Annotated in this window: 15 protein-coding genes and 1 rRNA gene; 7 read left to right on the top strand and 9 right to left on the bottom strand. The window is 35.4% G+C overall.

The annotated features are described in order from the left end of the window. Together rrf and EOD40_RS16520 are read left to right on the top strand one after the other, a co-directional pair. Positions 1 to 85, top strand: a 5S ribosomal RNA gene (gene rrf, locus EOD40_RS16525); the annotation flags it as partial. An 80-nt stretch (positions 86 to 165) separates the two neighbouring features. After that, complete coding sequence (locus EOD40_RS16520) at positions 166 to 1503, top strand: MATE family efflux transporter (protein WP_128197409.1); 1338 nt, start codon at positions 166 to 168, stop codon at positions 1501 to 1503. A gap of 236 nt (positions 1504 to 1739) precedes the next feature. Here EOD40_RS16520 and EOD40_RS16515 read toward each other — a convergent pair whose 3' ends face one another. From EOD40_RS16515 to EOD40_RS16505, 3 genes are all read right to left on the bottom strand, one after another. Further along, the gene (locus EOD40_RS16515) at positions 1740 to 2462 is read right to left on the bottom strand and encodes a YebC/PmpR family DNA-binding transcriptional regulator (protein ID WP_071185481.1); all 723 of its coding nucleotides are present in this window, start codon (positions 2460 to 2462) and stop codon (positions 1740 to 1742) included. Between the two features lie 161 nt (positions 2463 to 2623). Continuing rightward, the gene (gene gcvT, locus EOD40_RS16510; protein WP_128197407.1) at positions 2624 to 3706 is read right to left on the bottom strand and encodes a glycine cleavage system aminomethyltransferase GcvT; all 1083 of its coding nucleotides are present in this window, start codon (positions 3704 to 3706) and stop codon (positions 2624 to 2626) included. 483 nt (positions 3707 to 4189) lie between these two features. Next, positions 4190 to 4972: an RMD1 family protein gene (locus tag EOD40_RS16505; protein ID WP_128197405.1), complete on the bottom strand. Its 783-nt coding sequence runs from the start codon at positions 4970 to 4972 to the stop codon at positions 4190 to 4192. Between the two features lie 288 nt (positions 4973 to 5260). Here EOD40_RS16505 and EOD40_RS16500 point away from each other — a divergent pair, with 288 nt between their 5' ends. Continuing rightward, on the top strand, positions 5261 to 6103 hold the full coding sequence (locus tag EOD40_RS16500) for an NAD(P)H-hydrate dehydratase (RefSeq protein ID WP_128197427.1): 843 nt from the start codon (positions 5261 to 5263) through the stop codon (positions 6101 to 6103). A gap of 183 nt (positions 6104 to 6286) precedes the next feature. Here EOD40_RS16500 and EOD40_RS16495 read toward each other — a convergent pair whose 3' ends face one another. From EOD40_RS16495 to EOD40_RS16480, 4 genes are all read right to left on the bottom strand, one after another. After that, complete coding sequence (locus EOD40_RS16495; protein WP_128197403.1) at positions 6287 to 7096, bottom strand: helix-turn-helix domain-containing protein; 810 nt, start codon at positions 7094 to 7096, stop codon at positions 6287 to 6289. A 10-nt stretch (positions 7097 to 7106) separates the two neighbouring features. After that, positions 7107 to 7586 (bottom strand): manganese efflux pump, encoded by a 480-nt coding sequence (locus EOD40_RS16490; protein ID WP_164905498.1) that lies wholly within the window; start codon positions 7584 to 7586, stop codon positions 7107 to 7109. Positions 7587 to 7666: 80 nt separating this feature from the next. After that, the gene (locus EOD40_RS16485) at positions 7667 to 8413 is read right to left on the bottom strand and encodes an SDR family NAD(P)-dependent oxidoreductase (RefSeq protein ID WP_111409092.1); all 747 of its coding nucleotides are present in this window, start codon (positions 8411 to 8413) and stop codon (positions 7667 to 7669) included. A 370-nt stretch (positions 8414 to 8783) separates the two neighbouring features. Further along, positions 8784 to 10880 (bottom strand): beta-galactosidase, encoded by a 2097-nt coding sequence (locus EOD40_RS16480; protein ID WP_128197401.1) that lies wholly within the window; start codon positions 10878 to 10880, stop codon positions 8784 to 8786. A 264-nt stretch (positions 10881 to 11144) separates the two neighbouring features. On the opposite strand from EOD40_RS16480, the gene EOD40_RS16475 reads away from it, so the two are divergent. Continuing rightward, positions 11145 to 11567, top strand: a complete 423-nt coding sequence (locus EOD40_RS16475) for a nuclear transport factor 2 family protein (RefSeq protein WP_128197400.1) — start codon at positions 11145 to 11147, stop codon at positions 11565 to 11567. Positions 11568 to 11573: 6 nt separating this feature from the next. Beyond that, a complete protein-coding gene (locus tag EOD40_RS16470; RefSeq protein WP_128197398.1) occupies positions 11574 to 12200 on the top strand; it encodes a pyridoxamine 5'-phosphate oxidase family protein in 627 nt (208 codons plus the stop codon). Here EOD40_RS16470 and EOD40_RS16465 read toward each other — a convergent pair whose 3' ends face one another. Both EOD40_RS16465 and EOD40_RS16460 read right to left on the bottom strand, forming a co-directional pair. Then, the gene (locus EOD40_RS16465) at positions 12201 to 12995 is read right to left on the bottom strand and encodes a DUF1961 family protein (RefSeq protein WP_128197396.1); all 795 of its coding nucleotides are present in this window, start codon (positions 12993 to 12995) and stop codon (positions 12201 to 12203) included. It abuts the gene before it with no gap. A 41-nt stretch (positions 12996 to 13036) separates the two neighbouring features. Beyond that, on the bottom strand, positions 13037 to 13537 hold the full coding sequence (locus EOD40_RS16460) for an OsmC family protein (RefSeq protein ID WP_128197394.1): 501 nt from the start codon (positions 13535 to 13537) through the stop codon (positions 13037 to 13039). 304 nt (positions 13538 to 13841) lie between these two features. Here EOD40_RS16460 and EOD40_RS16455 point away from each other — a divergent pair, with 304 nt between their 5' ends. Together EOD40_RS16455 and EOD40_RS16450 are read left to right on the top strand one after the other, a co-directional pair. Then, the gene (locus EOD40_RS16455; RefSeq protein ID WP_128197392.1) at positions 13842 to 17504 is read left to right on the top strand and encodes a hybrid sensor histidine kinase/response regulator transcription factor; all 3663 of its coding nucleotides are present in this window, start codon (positions 13842 to 13844) and stop codon (positions 17502 to 17504) included. Positions 17505 to 17998: 494 nt separating this feature from the next. Then, positions 17999 to 19366, top strand: a complete 1368-nt coding sequence (locus EOD40_RS16450) for a rhamnogalacturonan acetylesterase (RefSeq protein WP_196781462.1) — start codon at positions 17999 to 18001, stop codon at positions 19364 to 19366. The last annotated feature ends 6 nt before the right edge of the window (positions 19367 to 19372 follow it).

Genomic DNA, 19372 nt, shown 5'->3' with positions numbered 1-19372 from the left:
ACCTCTTCCCATCCCGAACAGAGTAGTTAAGCCCGCCTGCGCAGATGGTACTGCAGTTATGTGGGAGAGTATGTCGTCGCCTTTCTTTGAAAACCCTGTTTCTAACGAAACGGGGTTTTTTGTTTTATACGTATTTTTGAAGTGCCAATGAATATTTTATAAAGAATGGATAAAGAAAAGCTGGTAGATATGACTCGGGGACCCATTGTCCCACAAATTATTCATTTTACGCTGCCATTAATAATTGGTAATTTTTTTGTGTTAACCTATAATGCTGTCGATTCTATTATCGTTGGACGTTTTGTAGGTGCCGGTGCATTGGCAGCATTGGGAGCTGCTGGTCCGGTTATGAATGTACTTCTTTTTTTAATCATTGGAATTTGTTTGGGAATGTCTGTTTTGATGGGGCATTGTTTTGGAGAACAAAATTATGCTAAATTAAAACGTGTAATTTCAACTTCATTAATTTCGGGAGGTATTTTCACATTCTTATTGATAATGCTTGGAGTTCTTTTTTCCCGACAGATACTCCGATTTTTAAATACTCCTATAGAAATCTTAGATGATGCTACTTCTTACCTTCAAATCATTTTTGTGGGACTTGTTTTTACTTTTATATATAATATTTATGCAGCTACTTTGCGGAGTATGGGTAATTCTAAAGCTTCGCTTTATTTCCTGATTGCTTCTGCTGTGCTTAATGTTATTATGGATTTACTTTTTGTTGCAGTTTGGAAAATGGGAGTTGTTGGTTCAGCATTAGGAACTGTCATTGCTGAAGCTATAGCCGCTTTGTTTTGTGTGTTATATGTCCGCTTTTATATACCTACTTTACGATTTTATAAAGCCGATTTTGTATTTGATTACAGTTTGTTTCGAACAATTGTTAGTTATAGTTCTGTTGCGGCTATGCAACAAATTACGTTGCATTTAGGGAAGTTTTTGATTCAGGGAGCGGTGAATCCTTTAGGCGTCGTTGCTATAGCTGCATTTAATGCGGTAAATAGAATAGATGATTTTGTGACGATTGTTCAACAGAATATTGCTCATGGTACCACAGGTTTTCTGGCGCAGAATAATGGAAAAGGAAATTTTGAGCGTATTCGTAAAGGTTTTTTAACAGGACTTAATATGGTGGTAGTTTATTCGGTATTAGCTTCTATAATCGTGTTGTTGTTTTCTAGACAATTAATTTCATTATTTATGGGGAAACAAGGATTAGAAGTGGTTGATGCAGGTGAACAATATTTAAAATTAATGGTTTTACTTTATTTATTACCAGGGATTACTAATGTTGTACAGGGCTATTTTAGAGGACTGGGGAAAATGAAAATTACTTTGAATTCTACTTTAATCCAGATGTTTGGAAGAGTGATAGCAGCTTATTTTTTGGCTCCTCATTTTGGTATTAAAGGTATTGCTTTGGCCTGTTTAGTAGGCTGGATTTGTATGTTGTCTTATGAATCTCCTTTGTTTTATAAGTCATGGAAACAAATTAAATAGTTTTTATAATTTATTTGCGGTTTGCGTTAGGGATGGAAGCGGCATCCTTTTGTGAGAGCAAAATCATTCTGGATTAATTATTTAGTACTCGAACAAAAGATATAGCGTACAGCCCGACCTTGTTGCTGAAGAAAATAGTGTGTTTTGCTGAAAAGTTCCGCAACAAGGTAACGCCCAAAAAAAAGAGAGTTTAACCTGAAGCTAAACTCTCTTTAATATTGTATTTTGTTGAAGATTTAAGCTTCTTCTTGTTCTTCCATAGTGTGATAAACGTTCATCACGTCATCGTCTTCTTCGATTTTCTCGATTAGTTTCTCAACATCGGCAACCTGAGCAGGAGTCAGTTGTTTAGTGATTTGAGGAATTCTTTCGAAACCAGAAGAAAGGATTTCGATATTTCTGCTTTCTAACTCTTTTTGGATAGTTCCAAAGCTGTTGAAAGGCGCATAGATTAAGATTCCGTCTTCGTCTTCGAAAACTTCTTCGGCACCAAAATCAATCAATTCTAATTCTAATTCTTCTGCATCCAAACCTTCTTTTGGAATTCTGAAGTTACAAGTATGGTCAAACATGAATTCTACTGAACCCTGAGTTCCCAAAGTACCGTTGCATTTGTTGAAATAACTACGAATATTAGCCACCGTTCTGTTGTTGTTGTCAGAAGCAGTTTCAATCAGGATGGCGATTCCGTGAGGAGCATATCCTTCGAATAAAATTTCTTTATAGTTGGCAGTATCTTTGTTAGTTGCATTTTTAATGGCGCGTTCTACGTTGTCTTTAGGCATATTGGCAGCCTTAGCATTTTGCATAACCGCTCTCAATCTAGAGTTAGCATCAGGATTTGGTCCGCCTTCTTTTACGGCCATTACGATGTCCTTACCAATTCTAGTGAATGTTTTGGCCATTGCAGCCCAACGTTTCATTTTTCTTCCTTTTCTAAATTCGAATGCTCTTCCCATTTTTGATTATTTTTTTAACGATGCAAAATTACAAATATTCTGTTTTTTTTAAAGTTTTATACCGTTTGTTATTTCATTTGGACCAATAAAAATTGGTCCAAATGAAATATACAACGGCATTATACCACAACGATTGGACTGTATTGTATTTATGTTTGGTATTAGTTTTTATAAAATGGCATTTTTACCACTTTAGCAGGAACATCTTTTTTTCTGATTCGAATAAAGATTTCGCTGTCAACTGAGCTATTGTCAATAGTTACATATCCCATTCCGATTCCTTTGTTCAAAGAAGGTGACATGGTTCCTGAAGTTACAATTCCGATTGGATTTCCTGATTGGTCAACAATTTCGTAATCGTGTCTTGGCACGGCACGTTCCTGCATTTCAAAACCAACCAATTTTTTAGTTACTCCAGCTTCTTTTTGTTTTTTTAAATTATCCGAATTGCTGAATTCCTTGTTGAATTTTGTAATCCAACCTAATCCTGCTTCTATAGGCGAAGTAGTGTCGTTGATGTCGTTTCCGTAAAGACAGAATCCCATTTCAAGGCGCAAAGTATCACGGGCAGCTAAACCAATTGGTTGAATTCCAAAGGCAGCTCCGGCTTCGAAAACCTTGTTCCAAATTTGTTCTACTTCTTCATTTTTACAATAAATCTCAAAACCTCCAGCACCGGTATATCCTGTAGCCGAAATAATTACATTTTCGATTCCTGCAAAATCACCCACTTCAAAATGATAGTATTTTATCGAAGATAAATCTACTGAAGTCAAAGATTGTAAAGCTTCAATTGCTTTTGGTCCCTGGATTGCCAATAGAGAATAGTCGTCAGAAAGATTTTTCATTTCAACGCCTAAATCATTGTGAGCCGAAATCCAGTCCCAGTCCTTATCAATATTGGATGCGTTAACCACTAATAAATACTGCTCGTCTTTGATTTTATAAACCAATAAATCATCAACGATTCCTCCCTCATTATTAGGTAAACAAGAATATTGAACTCTTCCGTCTGTTAATGTAGCAGCATCATTTGAAGTTACTTTTTGGATCAACGCCAAAGCATTTGGTCCGGAAAGTAAAAATTCTCCCATGTGCGATACATCAAAAACACCAACAGCAGTACGAACCGTTTCATGTTCAGCGTTTATCCCTTCATAAGTTATAGGCATATTGTATCCGGCAAAAGGCAGCATTTTTGCTCCTAAAGCTTCGTGTATGTGCGTTAGCGCAGTATTTTTCATTATGATTTTTGTGTAAATTTTGATGGCGCTAATTTATTGCTTTTATTTTGAGTAACAAAGGGCGTGTGAGTCAAAGTTTAGCGGATAGGAGTGCTTAATTTTAACCGTTGGGTGAAATTATCAAAAACGTCAGTTCGAGTGTTTTTTGCGTAATGAAGTGAAGCAAAAAATGTATAGAGAACCTTTTTTGATGATAATTTTTCTTGTTCTAGATACAATCCCGTCCAAAAACGGAATCATTATCAATGACGTTTTGTTAAATGTGAAATTATGGTTTACTAATTTTCTTTTTTGCTTGATCAAAAAAGAAACAAAAAAATCAAGTCTTACGCTTCCTCGTCGGTCAAATTAGTTTTCGAATACTAAAAGAAAAGAAACTCGCTACGCTCAAACAGCTTTTCTTTTTACGTATTCTTCAAACATTTGACACTCGACTGCGGAAGCTAAGGACACAATCAAAAACAATTTCATCCAAAGGGTATTTTAATGGAAAATAAGGTTAATTATTATTTCTGAAAGAATAAGCAGAATAATAATCCATTCTAATCGATTACTTTCTTTGACATTTAAAATATTTGTAAAAATAGTCAGATTGTCTTCCACAATTTGAAGGCGATAATCGAGTCCTTTAAAGCGTGAGTTAATATCAAAATTTATTTTTAAATGTCTGTTCAGTAAGTTGAGTTCTTCGTTGTCCCAAACTAAGTTAGGATCGTCCAGGATATACAAATTATCGATAATACTATTTTTTACATTGAGTACTTTTCCAATGTGTTTGAGCAAATTATTTTTGGAAACATTTAGTTTACCATTGGTTTCTAATTGCAAAATATACTCTTTTGAGGAGTTAATCATTGTATCGCTAAGAATTTCATAATGCTCAAGGGCTACTGATTGTCCAATGTTGAGCATGACAATTTTCAGCAATGAATTATCGATTTTAGGAACTGAAACAAAAGCATTTTCGACAATTATCTTATTTAAATTTTCATTGGTTACAATCAGATATTCTTCGGATAATTTAAAGCGAACCAAGGAGGTAGCGTAGCTTTTAATGAAATTTATAAAATCCTTTTTGGATTTTTGATCATAGTTAGCAAATACAATTACACCATAATCAAAAAGATACAGATAACGGTTGTTTTCGGGAATGACATAGAAAACTTCAGAGGTAGAACCTGAATTAGCGATTAAATTATAATCAGAGCGGAATTTTTTAATATTAAAAACTTCTGCAATTTGGACAGCCTCGATTTTAATTTCCATGACAAAAACATTTTATGTTATATGACTGTCCGCTAAGCGGACTAAATTTATTTTAAAGCCACAGATTAAAAAGATTAGAAAGATTTTTAAACTTAGTTCTATTTGGTTTAATCTGTGTTAATCTGTGTAATCAGTGGCTAAAAAAAGGTCAAGTATGATTTACAGTCAGTTATGTTGTTTAAGGAATAAATAATTTGGCATATCTAAGTTAAATTAAATTTTTAAAACGGATTAATTTTCAGTCAAAATAATGGTAAATTAGGGAAATATTCAAAAGCAGAATTTATGATGAAGTCTATTTCTATTGACCAAAAAGAAATCTTAAAGCATTATAAAACTATTGCTGTAGATACGCATAAAGGGATTCAGGGACATGTGTTGATTATTGGTGGAAGCTATGGCAAAATAGGGGCTGTGTGTTTATCTTCGAAAGCAGCTCTGAAAGCGGGCTGTGGCTTAGTGACTGCTTTTGTTCCTAAATGTGGTTATGAAATAGTTCAAATTGCCATTCCCGAAGTGATGGTTTTGACCGATGTGAAGAAAAGGTGTATCTCCAATATCAGTTTTGATCTTAAGCCTGATGCTATCGGGATTGGTCCGGGAATAGGGCAGGACGAACTGACTCAAAAGACTTTTTTGAAATTCCTTAAAACCAATAAAATTCCTTTGGTTATTGATGCCGATGCTTTGAATATTTTATCAAAAAATAAAGCATGGTTTTTATTGTTACAGCCAAAAACCATACTCACGCCTCATCCCAAGGAATTAGAACGATTGATAGGGGAATGGAATTCGGAAGAAGAGAAATTTGAGAAAACCATTTCTTTTTCATTGCAATATAATTTGATTGTAGTAATGAAAGGTGCTCCAACACATATTATCGATGGAGAAAGCATTTATAAAAATACAAGCGGGAATCCGGCTTTGGCCACTGCCGGAAGTGGCGATGTGTTAACGGGAATCATAACGAGTTTATTGGCACAGTCTTACGAACCCATTCAGGCAGCTATTTTAGGAGTCTATCTACACGGATTAACGGCTGATATTGCCTTGCCTAAAATGGGTTTTCAATCGTTTATTGCTTCGGATATTATTGAAAATCTTGGTGAAGCTTTTTTGAGTTTGGAGTAAAAATGGTACACAGATTAAACGGATTTTTAACTGATTACAACAGAAATAATTTAAAAATGCTAACGTTTCGGGGCTTTGCGATGGTGGGGCAATCGAAGCACAAATCTTCAATTTTGCACAAAAGTTGAACCGAAGAACTACCGTTGAACTTTGCAGTTTCGCCCCACTATTGCAAAACCCTTGTTAGCTGTGGTTTTTTTCTATTTCTGAAGGGTTTATTCCAAATTCTGCTTTGAAACTTCTTGAAAAATGAGAGAAATTTATAAAACCTACATCGTCATAAATTTCATTGGGCTTTTTGCCTTGTTTTGATATTAAAAAGTGGGCTAAATCTAATCGCTTTTTGATAAGCCATTTGTTAGGGGTTTGATTGAAAATTTCTTGGAAATCTCTTTTAAATGTTGAAATACTCCTACCTGTGAGTTTTGCAAATTGCGCCAACGGAATATTGTGCATATAATTTTTGTTCATATACGCTTCCAAGTCAATTTTAAAATCGTCTTCAAAATTGAAAAGTAAATTTTGAATTGTGGTATACCGAAGCAAAAGTTCAATAATCTCAAAAGTTTTAATAGTCGCTAAATTATTGGTGAGTGCCTCTTGATTTTCAAAATAAGGAAGCATAGAATTGAAAAAACCTTTTAAAAATGGGTCGGGTTGAAATATAAAATTAGGTTTTCCTAAATAATTTCCTTTTGGTAAAATATGGTGTTCTTTTGAATAATTATACAACGTTTCTTTGGGTAAAAAAATGCTGATACTCATAAAGGGTTTATTGTCTTGAGGGATTTTTTGGGTTTTTACTAATTGATTTTTTGATACAAAACCAATATCGCCTTTGTTATACTGAAAGGTTTCTATGCCGTCGTTAATTATCATTTTTCCGTTTAGAACACAGACTAAAGCGTGGTCTTGAACAAAAGGATCAAAATTTTTTTTCTCTTGCGATGTGCAAGAAAACAAAATATTAATTCGGATTCTATCTTCAATCATTATTTCAGAATTATGATTTTAATTGTTCGTAATAAATTGTCGCTCTTTCTTTTGAAAAATAATCGATTACCGCAAAAGCCATCCCAAATAAGATTAATGAAATGGCGATTGCTTTTAAATGGACATTTTGTGTAAGATAAAGCAGGGCAATGGCTATGAGAAAACAAGCCAAACTAATAGCGATAGACATTGGGTATAAATATTGAAAATCATCTACACGTTTAATTTCGGCATTTATAAATTCTTTTGGGTTTTGCTCATATTTTTTCGCAATTTCTTGCTTTTGTTTTCCGTTGGAACGAATCATATTTGCACCTGTTATAGAAAAAAATATACCTATAACCAACATTGGAATCAGCAATGCTTTTGCGGTTGGCGTATTCCCTAAAAAGTAAAATAGTAAAGCCGTTAAGATTAAGAAAAATCCAAATCCGAGGATAAATTTTCCCTCAAATATTTCTCCGTTATACCAATTTATAGTGTTTTGCATTATATCCATTTTTATTAATTTTTTAAATAGAAAAGGCTGTCTCTTTTTAGACAGCCAATTTAGGGATTTATTTATTTTGATTATTTTGCATTATAGCCACCGTCAATACTCAATACAGTTCCCGTCATAAAAGGATTTTCGTCTGAAGCCAAAAAGAAAATTCCTTTTGCAATATCTTCCGGTTCACCTAAACGTTTCATTGGGTGCAATGCTTCAATTCCCGAAACATCATAAGTTCCCGAAGCAATTGCATTTTTCAAAATATCGGTTTTAATTGCTCCTGGTGCAACTGCATTTATACGAATATTTTTGGTAGCGTAATCCAATGCACCACCTTTGGTTAAACCAACAACGGCGTGTTTAGAAGCGTTGTATTGAGCCGTGCTTACTAATCCATTCAAACCTGCTATGGAAGCAAGGTTTACGATAGTTCCGCCACCTGTTTTCAACATTGCATTAATGGCGTGTTTCATTCCGTAATAAACACCCATTACATTAGTTTCCAGCATTTGTTTCAGTTCGTCCGATTCTGTATCAGCCAATAAAGCATTTCCTAAAGAAACTCCTGAATTGTTTACGATAGAATCTAATTTTCCAAATTTTTCAACCGTTTTGTCAATTACGTTTTTAACTTGTTCTTCACGCGTTACATCTAAAGGAAAGAAAGTTACCTCTGCACCTTCTTTTTTAAATTCTTCCAAAACTTCCGTTTCTTTGTTCGCATTTCTACTTGTAATAACAACATTGTATCCATTTTTTGCAAAATGTAGAGCTGTTGCTTTGCCAATACCTGTTGTTCCACCTGTGATAATTACTGTCTTTGCCATTTTTATTATATTTTAAAATTATTTGACAAAATTAAAACAGCTTTAATGATATTGTTTTTCTGTAAAGTTCAAATTGTTTTTCTGTGAGGTTTGGAACAGAGTTTCGGTAAAATCACAGCTAGCTTGTATATAACTACTGACGTTGTCAGACTTATACACCTGTATTTGGGTGGCTTTGTCTGATAAACGTCAGCGTTTATTTTTTGCTAATGTATAAATAAATCTTACAAAAAAAGCTTTAGCCAAATCTTGATTTAGATTTTAGCTAAAGCCTTTTGGAAGCTTTAATTTTTAAACGGGCTAAAGCCCGTTCCAATTGATATTTTAAGATTAATCAATAAAAAATCCGTTTAATCTGCGTGCCATAATTTTACTGTTTCCAAACTAACACATCAGCGGTTTTCATGGATTTTGTTCCAATGATAATTTCAGCATTTGCGGGAAGTTTCATTTCATATATTTTATCTGAATAGTTTACTGCAATCCCAAAACCATCGCGGTATTCTACCATTATTCCTTCCGGATAATTTTCAATCGGGATATTTTGTTGTTGGTATAATTTGGTCAAAACTTGTTTCTCTAAATCTCCTTTTTTAGAATCAACACCAATGTAAGTTACGGTTCCTTTACCTAATTTACGCGAAATTACAGCGGGAGTTCCGGCATAGAAATCGCCCTGGAAAGTTCCCCAGATATCGGTTCCCTTGTTTGGTTTTAATAAATCGCCCCAGGATGTCCATTCAAAATCCTGATTGTTGAATTTAATTTTGTCCGGTGATTGTGGCATCAATAAATCATAAGATTCTATTTCGGAGCCAATTAATTTCCACATCGGTTCATAGAATTTAGCTTCCCAAAGATGCCCTTTTCTATTTTGAATTCCCGAGCGACAGCTCAATACCAAGTTTCCTCCGTTTTGAGCATAAGCAGTCAATTTATCAATCATTTGCTGATCGATCATTTGGTAGGCAGGAACAACTAATACAGGGTATTTTGTAAAATCAGTCGTATCACGAACAAAATCCACCGGAGCACCAAAAGATTTGACAGCTTTGTAATATTTTGTAAAATGATTAAAGGTATTCCATTGGTTGGTTTGTTTATTCAAATCAATTCCCATCACGTTATCGCTATTGAATAGAATTCCGGTTTTGCGTTGCAAATATTCCTTAGGTAACTGGGCTTTAGGATTTTGTTTTTTTCGCAACGTATTGATGTCTTTGATAAACTGGCTGAATTCCAGTCCGCCTGGAGTTGGGGTAACTCCATCGGTGCCTACAATTCCGTAGTGGTATTGTTCATAGCCGTACAAAGGCGCACGAAAACGATAGGTACAGGTAAATTTACTTCCGCCGGCAAAAACATGCCATAACCACATGCGTATCGCTCCCGGTAGGGGCTGAGGATTAATGCTTCCCCAGTTTACCTGTCCAGGCTGTAGTTCCATGACACCATAAGCTCCTTTCATAGGACGGAAAAAATCATTTGCCATAGCAATACGGGAGTAATCGCCTACGCGATAGCCTTTAGGCCCAATGCCTAAATCGCCGCCATAAACCATATAGCGGGTGTAAGAAACAAAGTCCAGTTCTTTACTGGCTCCAACATAACCCACATCGTACATCGGAATGTAATTAGAAGTGACCCATTGATTTGGATTCGAATATTTACGGATTTCTTTAGCCTGTTCGTCCAGGAAAGTAGCGGTTTCATCATCTGCAAAACGATAGTGATCTAATTGCGAATGCAAGTTCATTCCCCAAATAGCATGTTTCGGAATATTAATTTCGTCAAAGCTGCTGTAAGTTCCGCTCCAGAAATTGTTTCCCCAGGCTTCGTTAAGAACATCGATAGTTTTGTATTTTTCTTTCAGCCAATTGCGGAATCGTTGCGGCGCATCTTGTCCATAATCCAGGAAACGGCGTGGTTCATTATCTACTTGCCAGCCAATTACATTTTTATCATTACCATATCTTTTGGCTAATTCGGCAATCATTTTCATCGAATAAGAACGATAATAGTTGCTGGAGAATGTGGCATGCTGGCGTGTACCATGATCCATTTTAGTACCGTCTTCCATAGTTGCTAAAACATCAGGATGCTTGCGAACCAACCAAACCGGAGGTGTGGCGGTTGAAGTACAAAGAATTACTTTGAGATGGTATTTTTTAGCCAGTTCTAAGGATTTATCGAGCCATTTGAAATCATATTTTCCTTCTTCGGGTTCGAGTTGCGCCCAGGCAAATTCCCCAAAATGAGTAAACTCAAATCCCATTTTTTCCATGTTTTGGAAATCGCGCTCCCATTGTGCAGGATCCCAATGTTCAGGATAATAATATACCCCCACGGAGGTTAAATCTTTGGAAGGGAAAAATTGCTCCATTTTTTGAGCAAAGGTCGTTGTGCCTAATAAGAGCAGCAATGCCAGAAAGCATTGTTGGTACAATGCAGTAATTTTATGGTTCATAATAAAAAAAAGGTTAGTAAATAGTAATTACAAATCTAAGCCTTTTTAATTATAAAGTGTAATTTTCTCACTTAATTGTCAGGGTAAACGACGAATTTTTACGTGGGAAAATTGTCCATGAACTTACGTTTATTATCCAATTTATCTGTTTTAGTTGTGTCTTATCTTTGCTAAGTAAAATAATGACAATCAATTTGCAAGATCAAAGTCTGTTTCAAATGGCTAAACATTTTTATTTACATTTATAAGATAAAATACAATTATATGAATACTGAAGAAAAAAGATTTCCGCTGCCACCATTTACTTTAGAAACTGCTTTGCAAAAAGTTCAAATGGCTGAAGATGCCTGGAACAGTCAAGATCCAGTGCGTGTTGCTAAAGCCTACACAATTGATACCGAATGGCGTAATAGGAGTAGTTTTATCAATGGAAGGCAAGAAGTAGAGGCGTTTCTAACAAAGAAATGGCAAGAAGAAAAGCATTATAAACTAAAAAAAGAGTTATGGGCTTTTCTGGAAAATAAAATAGCAGTTCGTTTTGAATATGAATTCCAAAATAGCGAAGGAAAATGGTTTCGTGCTTATGGAAATGAAAATTGGGAATTTGACGAAAATGGCTTGATGCAGAAACGTTTTGCTAGTATTAATGATTTAGCAATCGAGGAAAAAGACAGAAAATTTAAATAATTTAAGATGGCTCAAAATTTTCATCAAATTGCTTTTACTGATGCTGTAAAAGCTTTACAAACGGAACATGGCAGCCGTAATAGCTACGAACGGATGGAGAAGCTCAACGTTATTGATGGTTTGTCAGAAAATGAAATGAGGTTTATTGCTAATCGGGATAGTTTTTATTTGGCTTCTTTTGGAGCCAATAATTTTCCCTACGTTCAGCATCGTGGAGGCCCAAAAGGTTTTGTGAAAGTTTTAGATGAGCACCGAATTGGATTTATTGATTTTACAGGAAATAAGCAATACATAACGGTTGGGAATATAGCAACAAACAATAATGTTGCTTTAATAATGGTCGATTATCCTACACAATCCAGATTGAAAATATATGCCAAAACCGAAATTATAGAACTCAAAGATAATCCCGAATTACTAGCAACTCTTGATTTAGAAAATTATAAATTTCGCCCAGAAAGGATGATGGTTTTTCATATTGAAGCCTATGATTGGAACTGTCCACAACATATTACACCTCGCTATACGGCTGCCGAAATTAAAATTGCCCTGCAACCGCAGCAAGATTATATTGCAAAACTAGAAGAAGAAAATAAAAGACTCGCCGACAAATTAAAAGAAGCAGGAATTTAATTATTTCATCGTGTAAATCGAAATATCTTTATACAAGGCTGAGCGTGTTGCCATTTGTCTTAAGCCAATTCTACCTTCAAAAAGTTTAGGATGATTTTTTAGATTCCAGGAAAAAAGTTTGGAACTGTTTTTCCCAACCACTTTAAAGAATAACTTTTCATAGGTTTTGATAACTGTAATTTTATAGGTTTCATCCGTTTTGAAAAGTCCGGTTTCAAAAAAAGCATTAGGGATTTCGGTTGTAGTATTAAAGTTTTGTCCTTTAACTACAGGATATTGGCGAACTCTGATGTAATCTTTTTCGCTGTCGTTATTGTCGTTTTCAAAGGAAGAATAGCTGATATGCAGGGCTTTCATATTAGTAAAATAAGTTTTCATAGCCGGAATTTCTCTTAAATTATTCCACTTTGAAATATCTTCAACATAAGGAGCTATGCCTGTACCTGTTGCCTGAAGGTATAAAATAATAGCCCATTTGGTAGCGGAATCTTTTCGGCAAAAGTTGAATTCCATTTTCACATTTCCTTTAAAGGATTCCTTAGTCCATAATACAGCATGACCGGCATCAGTTCCTGCGGTGGTTCCTGTATTAAAGATCATTCCTGCTTTGGTATTTTTGATGTTAGCTTCGAGTCCGTCCAGAAACCATTTCGTTTGCCAGTCTTTTGTTCCATTATCCTGAAATTGTAACTGCCATTGTTTTGATTGGTTCAGAATGTCGAATTCTTTGTTGTCGGTATTTTGGGCATGAATTGAAATGGAGAAAAAGAGAATCAGAAGTTGTTTGAAGTTCATTATATTTTGAAAGATTTTTGACTGAAATGTAGTTGAATTTTTTAGTTGTAATTGGTTTGAATGTTGGTGCCATTAGTAATGGTTTGGTATACCACACAATAGCGTTCAGTAAGTTTTTTGAGACTCTCCATTTGTTCGGGAGTTGCATTCGAATCGATTTTGAAATTTAATCTTATTGTTTTAAAACCAACAGGAACATCTTTTGAAACGCCCAGTGTTCCTTTAAAATCCAAATCGCCTTCTGCATGAATAGAACCGCTTTTTATTTCGATTCCTATGGCTATCGCAACGGCCGATATAGTAACACCAGCGCAGGCAACAAGGGCTTCCAGTAGCATATCGCCAGAGCAGGCCAGAATCCCATTCCCTCCGGTTGCAGGATGTAAACCGGCTTCAACAAGAGCACGGCCTGTTTCAACTTTACAGGAGATTCCTTCACCAATATTTCCCTGTGCTTTTAAGGTTATGATTGCAGAATCAGGATCTGTTTGATATTGTTCTTTTAGAGGAGCTTGCAGTTTTTTTAGGTCAGAAGAGTTCATAAGAAAATAATTTATTGTAGCATCTAAATATTATTTCATTGGCTCTATAGTTTGATGAAATAGAAAAATAGAGCCTGAAATGTTGATTTAATAAGTTGTAGCCAATACTGATTCGTGCTGGTTAAATTACAAAAAATGCCAATGCGACCAACATGGTAGGGATAAAAAGTGGAATTTATGGATTATACTTTAGCAGCGTCGATTGCATTGCAGCTTTTGAATAGTCGATGATAAGTTTTGAGGGTTTTTTACTAAGTTTACCGATTAATTAGTGTTCTTAATTAATGCTTATCATTTGCTTTATATGCGTGTATTTTTTAAAATAGTTCTTTTTCTGATACTCCTGTTTTCGGGAGAATATGCTGTAGGACAGAAGCTGAATTTTGAATACCTTACCGTAAAAGACGGTTTGCCTCAGAGTACCGTAAGAACAATTGTTAAGGATAAATATGGCTTTATGTGGTTCGGCACCTGGAACGGGCTTTGCCGTTATGATGGGAATAAATTCAAATTGTACCAAACCATTCCCGGAGATACTACATCCATAGGCAATAACAGAATCCATTATATATACAAGGATGCTAAAGGTATTTTGTGGATTGAAACTTTTAATTCCTTTATCTGTCGCTATAATTACAAAACCGACAACTTTACCCGATTTAAAGTAAATCAGGTACCACAGATGATTCGCGATTCTACTAACCGACTGCGCAGTTTATTGGTATTTAAAAAATATACCAATTTTTTGAAGTCGCATATTGGTTCATTCGAGCCATCACAAACAAAAGAACATATTGTATTTCAAACGAATGCCAATAGTGAAGGCGGACTCAACGATAATAACGTAAACTGTGTTTATCTTGATGATTCGAAAATTTTATGGCTTGGAACAGCTACGGGTGGCGTGAATAAGGCCGACCTGAATGCGAAAAAATTTCATAGTTTTTCAGCTTTAAAACATAAAAGTGCTGTGAATACGCCAATTCGAACAATGTTGGCTGATAAAAACGGAATTTGGTTGGGAACCCATGATAATGGTTTACTATTCATCAACCGTAAAACTAAAGCAGAAACCTATTTTGTTAATGAACTTTCGGGTAAAAGTATTCGATCGATTTTTAAAGACAGTCATGGCGATATCTGGATTGGGAATCGTTCAGGATTGGATAAATATGATATTCGAAGTAAAAAAATAATAAACTATTTCAGGGAAAAGGAAGGAAGTAGTTCGCAAGTGAATCGTTTTTTCGCAATTGCTGAAGATCCGGTTGACCATTTTCTTTGGTTTGGGACTTATAACGGCATTTTAAGATATGATAAACAGACCAATAAGTTTGAAAAGCAATCCCTTCAAAAATATTTTACAAGTTCGGCCGCAGGTTGCCTGTTTTTTGATTCGAAAAAGAATTTGTGGATAGGCAGCGAATATTCGGGACTTATTGAATTAAAACGCAATCCCCGAACGCAGCAATGGACAGATACTATTGCTTATAGAGAAGACGGTATTAATCCTAAACTTCCCGATGAGCGGGTGTACTCGGTTGCCGAAGATGTGCAGGGAAATATTTGGGCGGGAACGGCAAATGGGCTTTGTAAAATCAATCCCAAAACGCAAAACGTAAAATTATACACTACTGCAGATGGACTTTCTGATCAATATATTGCAAAAGTTTTGTCTGACAGACAGGGAAATATTTGGATTGGACACAAAAAAGGTTTGTCAAAGCTCAATACGAGAACGAATCAAATTCGGAATTATTCAGTCAGGGGAAGTCATCAGGATTATGAGTTCATGGATGGCTCGGGATGTATCGAACCCAGTACCGGAGAATTGTTTTTTGGGGGGATAGATGGTTTTGTTTCATTTCGCCCAGAGGAAATTATCGACAATCTTAATCCACCTACAGTGGCATTAACAGATTTCGAGGTTTTAAACAAAACAGTAAAAATCGGGGAAGAAATCAATGGAGAAGTTATTTTATCTCAAGCTTTGAATCTGACCAAAACGATTACTTTAGGTTATGAGGATAAAAGTTTTTCAATAGAATTTGCAGCATTGGATTATTCCAGTCCGTCAAAAAGTCGATATGCTTATCAACTGGAAGGACTGGATAAAGACTGGATTTATACCGATGCCTCAAGAAGGATTGCTACCTATGCCAATCTTCCATCGGGAACTTATACGTTCAAGGTAAAAGCAGCCAATAGTGACGGGGTTTGGAATCTAAAACCGAGAACACTCCAAATTATGGTATTGCCGCCCTGGTGGAGAACTTGGTGGGCTTATTCTTTTTATTTAATAGTATTGGGAGCGATTGGATACTTTTTGTACCGTATTTTTAAGGCGAAACAAGAGTATAACCGCAGGATATTGATTGAAAGTTTGAAAGCAGAAAAAGCACAAGAATTGGACGCATTGAAATCCCGTTTTTTTACGAATGTTTCCCACGAATTCCGTACGCCTTTAACCCTGATTATTGATCCGTTGGAATCGCTATTGTCAGGAAAATTATCCAACGATAAGGCAAAGGAATATTATGGTGTGATGCATCGAAATGCAGCACGATTACTCGTTTTAATTAATCAATTTTTAGATTTCCGAAAATTAGAATCTGGAAATCTAAACCTAAAAGTACATAAGGGAGACATTGTAGCTTTTGTTCGCAATGTAATGGCGGCTTTTGAGTTTCAGGCACAGCAAAAGAATATTGATTACCGACTGGAAACAGATCTTAACGAACTACAATTTGGTTTTGATGCTGACGGTCTAGAAAAAATACTCTACAACCTGATTTCCAATGCCTTCAAGTTTACTTCCGAGGGAGGAGGAATTGTCATCAGTTTAAGTGCTTCTGCAGAAAATCAGGAACACATTATACTATCAGTAACAGATAATGGTATGGGAATTCCTGCTGAAAAACTGGACAAGATTTTTGAATCCTTTTATCAGGTTGAGGATAACGATAGAGCTGATATTGTCGGGACTGGTGTAGGTTTATCACTTACCAAAGAGCTTGTAATGTTACACAAAGGGAACATTACGGTTAGCAGTGTACCTTATAAAGAAACCTGTTTTACGGTAACATTGGCTAATCTTACAGCAACAAACCCAAATTTGGAATCAACAGAAAGCATTGTAGATTTTCAATCAAGGGAAGATGCTGAAGAAGTGATTTTGGAAACTGAAGAAAAGAAATCCCAATCAGACGCTGCCATTGTTTTGGTGGTGGAGGATAATGACGAAATCCGAAATTATATCCGGATGAATTTAAGCGGGGATTATAAAGTCATTGAAGCGGCAAACGGCCTGCAAGGTTTAGCAATGGCTTTGGATACCATTCCTGATTTAATTATCAGCGACATTATGATGCCTGAACTTAACGGTTTGGATCTTTGTCGAAAACTAAAAACTAATGAGAAAACCAGTCACATTCCTGTAATATTGCTTACGGCTCAGCAATCGGAACAATATCAAATGGAAGGTTATGAAACGGGGGCAGATGCTTATATTTCGAAACCTTTTAGTTCGGCTATGTTACTTGTTCGCATTAAAAATCTTATCGAATCGAGACGAAAACTTCGGGAATTATTTAATAAAACAACAGGTTTCAACCCACTTGTGTTGGGAACTAATGCTGCAGATAAAGCCTTTTTAAGTAAAGCCACAGCTTTGATCGACGCCAATCTTTCCAATGAAAATTTTGATGTCGAATGGCTGGCTTCTGAAATGTTTTTGGGGCGTACACAGCTTTACCGAAAAATCAAGGCGCTTACTAACCAGTCTGCACAGGAATTTATTACTACTATCCGCTTAAACAAAGCTGCCGAAATGCTTCTGGAAGGAAAGTTTGCTGTGGGTGAAATTGCCTTTATGGTAGGTTACACCGATTCGACAAGTTTTGGTCGTGTGTTTCAGAAACAGTTTGGGCTTACACCAAAAAAATACAGCCAGCAAGGGAAAAAATAGCTTTCTTAAAAAAAACGGTTCAAGATTATCTAATAATTTGACTTCGTTATAAAATCAATTTTATATGAATCGTTCCTACGGAACTCTTTTTTATGCTTCGTTGGGATCAACAGATTAAAATCCGTTGCTATAATATGTTCCGAGCCTACGGCTCTTTTATGTAATATCGATTATAGTTCCGTAGGAACGGTTTATTTTGTAGCGACTGATTTCAATCCGTTGGAATGAGGAACGGTTTATTTTGTAGCGACGGATTTTAATCCGTTGGAATTAGTAATGTTTTGTAAATTAATCAATTGCATTTTTTTAAACAAATAAAATGTATCATTTGGCTGATTTTTGGAATCATTCAGCCGATTTTACAAAGGCTTATTTATGCTAATTTCGTATTAAATCAAAGTACAGTTTGTAATTACTCATTTCGAGAACAGACAAACAGATTTGTGATGATGAACCAAATACTATTTAATGAACCAATTTTTAAATTCAATTTGATGATAAAACAGTTATTTCTATTTTTTATTACCACATTATTTTTTGCAACTTCAACTTTAACCTTTGCACAAAAAAAGACTAGGGGGAAAGAAGACTCCATTAGCTTTAAGTTCGATTTTGGAAAAGGAAAAACCGAGGCTGGTTACGTCAAAGTAGTACCGGAAACAACATATACTCCTGAAAAGGGGTATGGAATTGATTTTGCAACGACAGCAACAGCTAATTCAAAAGAAGGAAAACAGCCTTTGACTGATGGCTATCTTACATCAGACAAGCCTTTTTATTTTTCGGTTAAGTTACCGGAGGGGAACTATCATGTTAAAGTAACATTAGGAGATGATTTGGCAGCTTCAGAAACGGTAATCAGAGCCGAGAATCGTCGAATGATGGTCAATAGATTACAAACAGAAAATGGAAAACACAAGGTTGTTGAGTTTACGCTTCATATTCGTGACAGTATCATTAGAGGTGGAAAATATAAAAAAGTAAGTCTTAAGCCAAGAGAAAAAGATAATTATCAATGGGATGATAAGCTAACGTTAGAGTTTAATGGTTCAAGCCCAAAGGTAAATGCTATTGAAATTTATCCTGAAAACAGTTCGGTTACTACAGTTTTTCTAACAGGAGATTCTACAGTGGTAGACCAGTCTAATGAGCCATGGGCTTCTTGGGGGCAAATGATTCCTGCATTTTTTAAGTCAGGTGAAATTGCAGTTGCTAATTATGCTGAGTCAGGTGAAACTTTGAGTAGTTCGATTGCCCAGCACCGATTTGATAAAGTGTATAGTTTGTTGAAAGCCGGTGATTATGTTTTTGTAGAATTTGGGCACAATGACCAAAAACAAAAAGGAGAAAATGATGGAGCATTTAAAAACTACAAAAAACAGCTTGAAGCTGTAATAGAGGAAATAAAGAAAAAAGGAGGAATTCCTGTGTTGGTAACTTCTGTTCAAAGAAGAAAGTTTGATGAGAATGGTAAGATTGTTGAAACTTTAGGTGAATATCCTGAAGCAGTTAGAGTAACAGCAAAAGAACAAAATCTTGCCATGATTGATTTGAATGCCATGTCAAAAACCATGTATGAAGCTTTGGGCGAAAAAGAATCTATTAAAGCATTCGTTCATTTTCCGGGTAATATGTTTCCAGGTAAAGACAAACCATTAGCAGACAATACGCACTTTAGACCTTATGGAGCTTATGAGATTGCTAAATTAGTTGTTAAAGGAATTAGAGATAATCGTTTAAAATTAGCCAATTCAATTTTAGCTACTGTACCTGAAATAGATCCTGCAAAACCGGGAGCTTTTGAAGATTTTTATTGGCCTTTAAGTCCGCTTAAAGAAGTGGTAAAACCAGATGGAAATTAATTTTTT

This window comes from Flavobacterium sufflavum (genome assembly GCF_004016525.1).
GTDB lineage: Bacteria > Bacteroidota > Bacteroidia > Flavobacteriales > Flavobacteriaceae > Flavobacterium > Flavobacterium sufflavum.
Note: the sequence above shows the minus strand (reverse complement) of the source record. Positions and strands in the feature narration are given on the sequence as shown.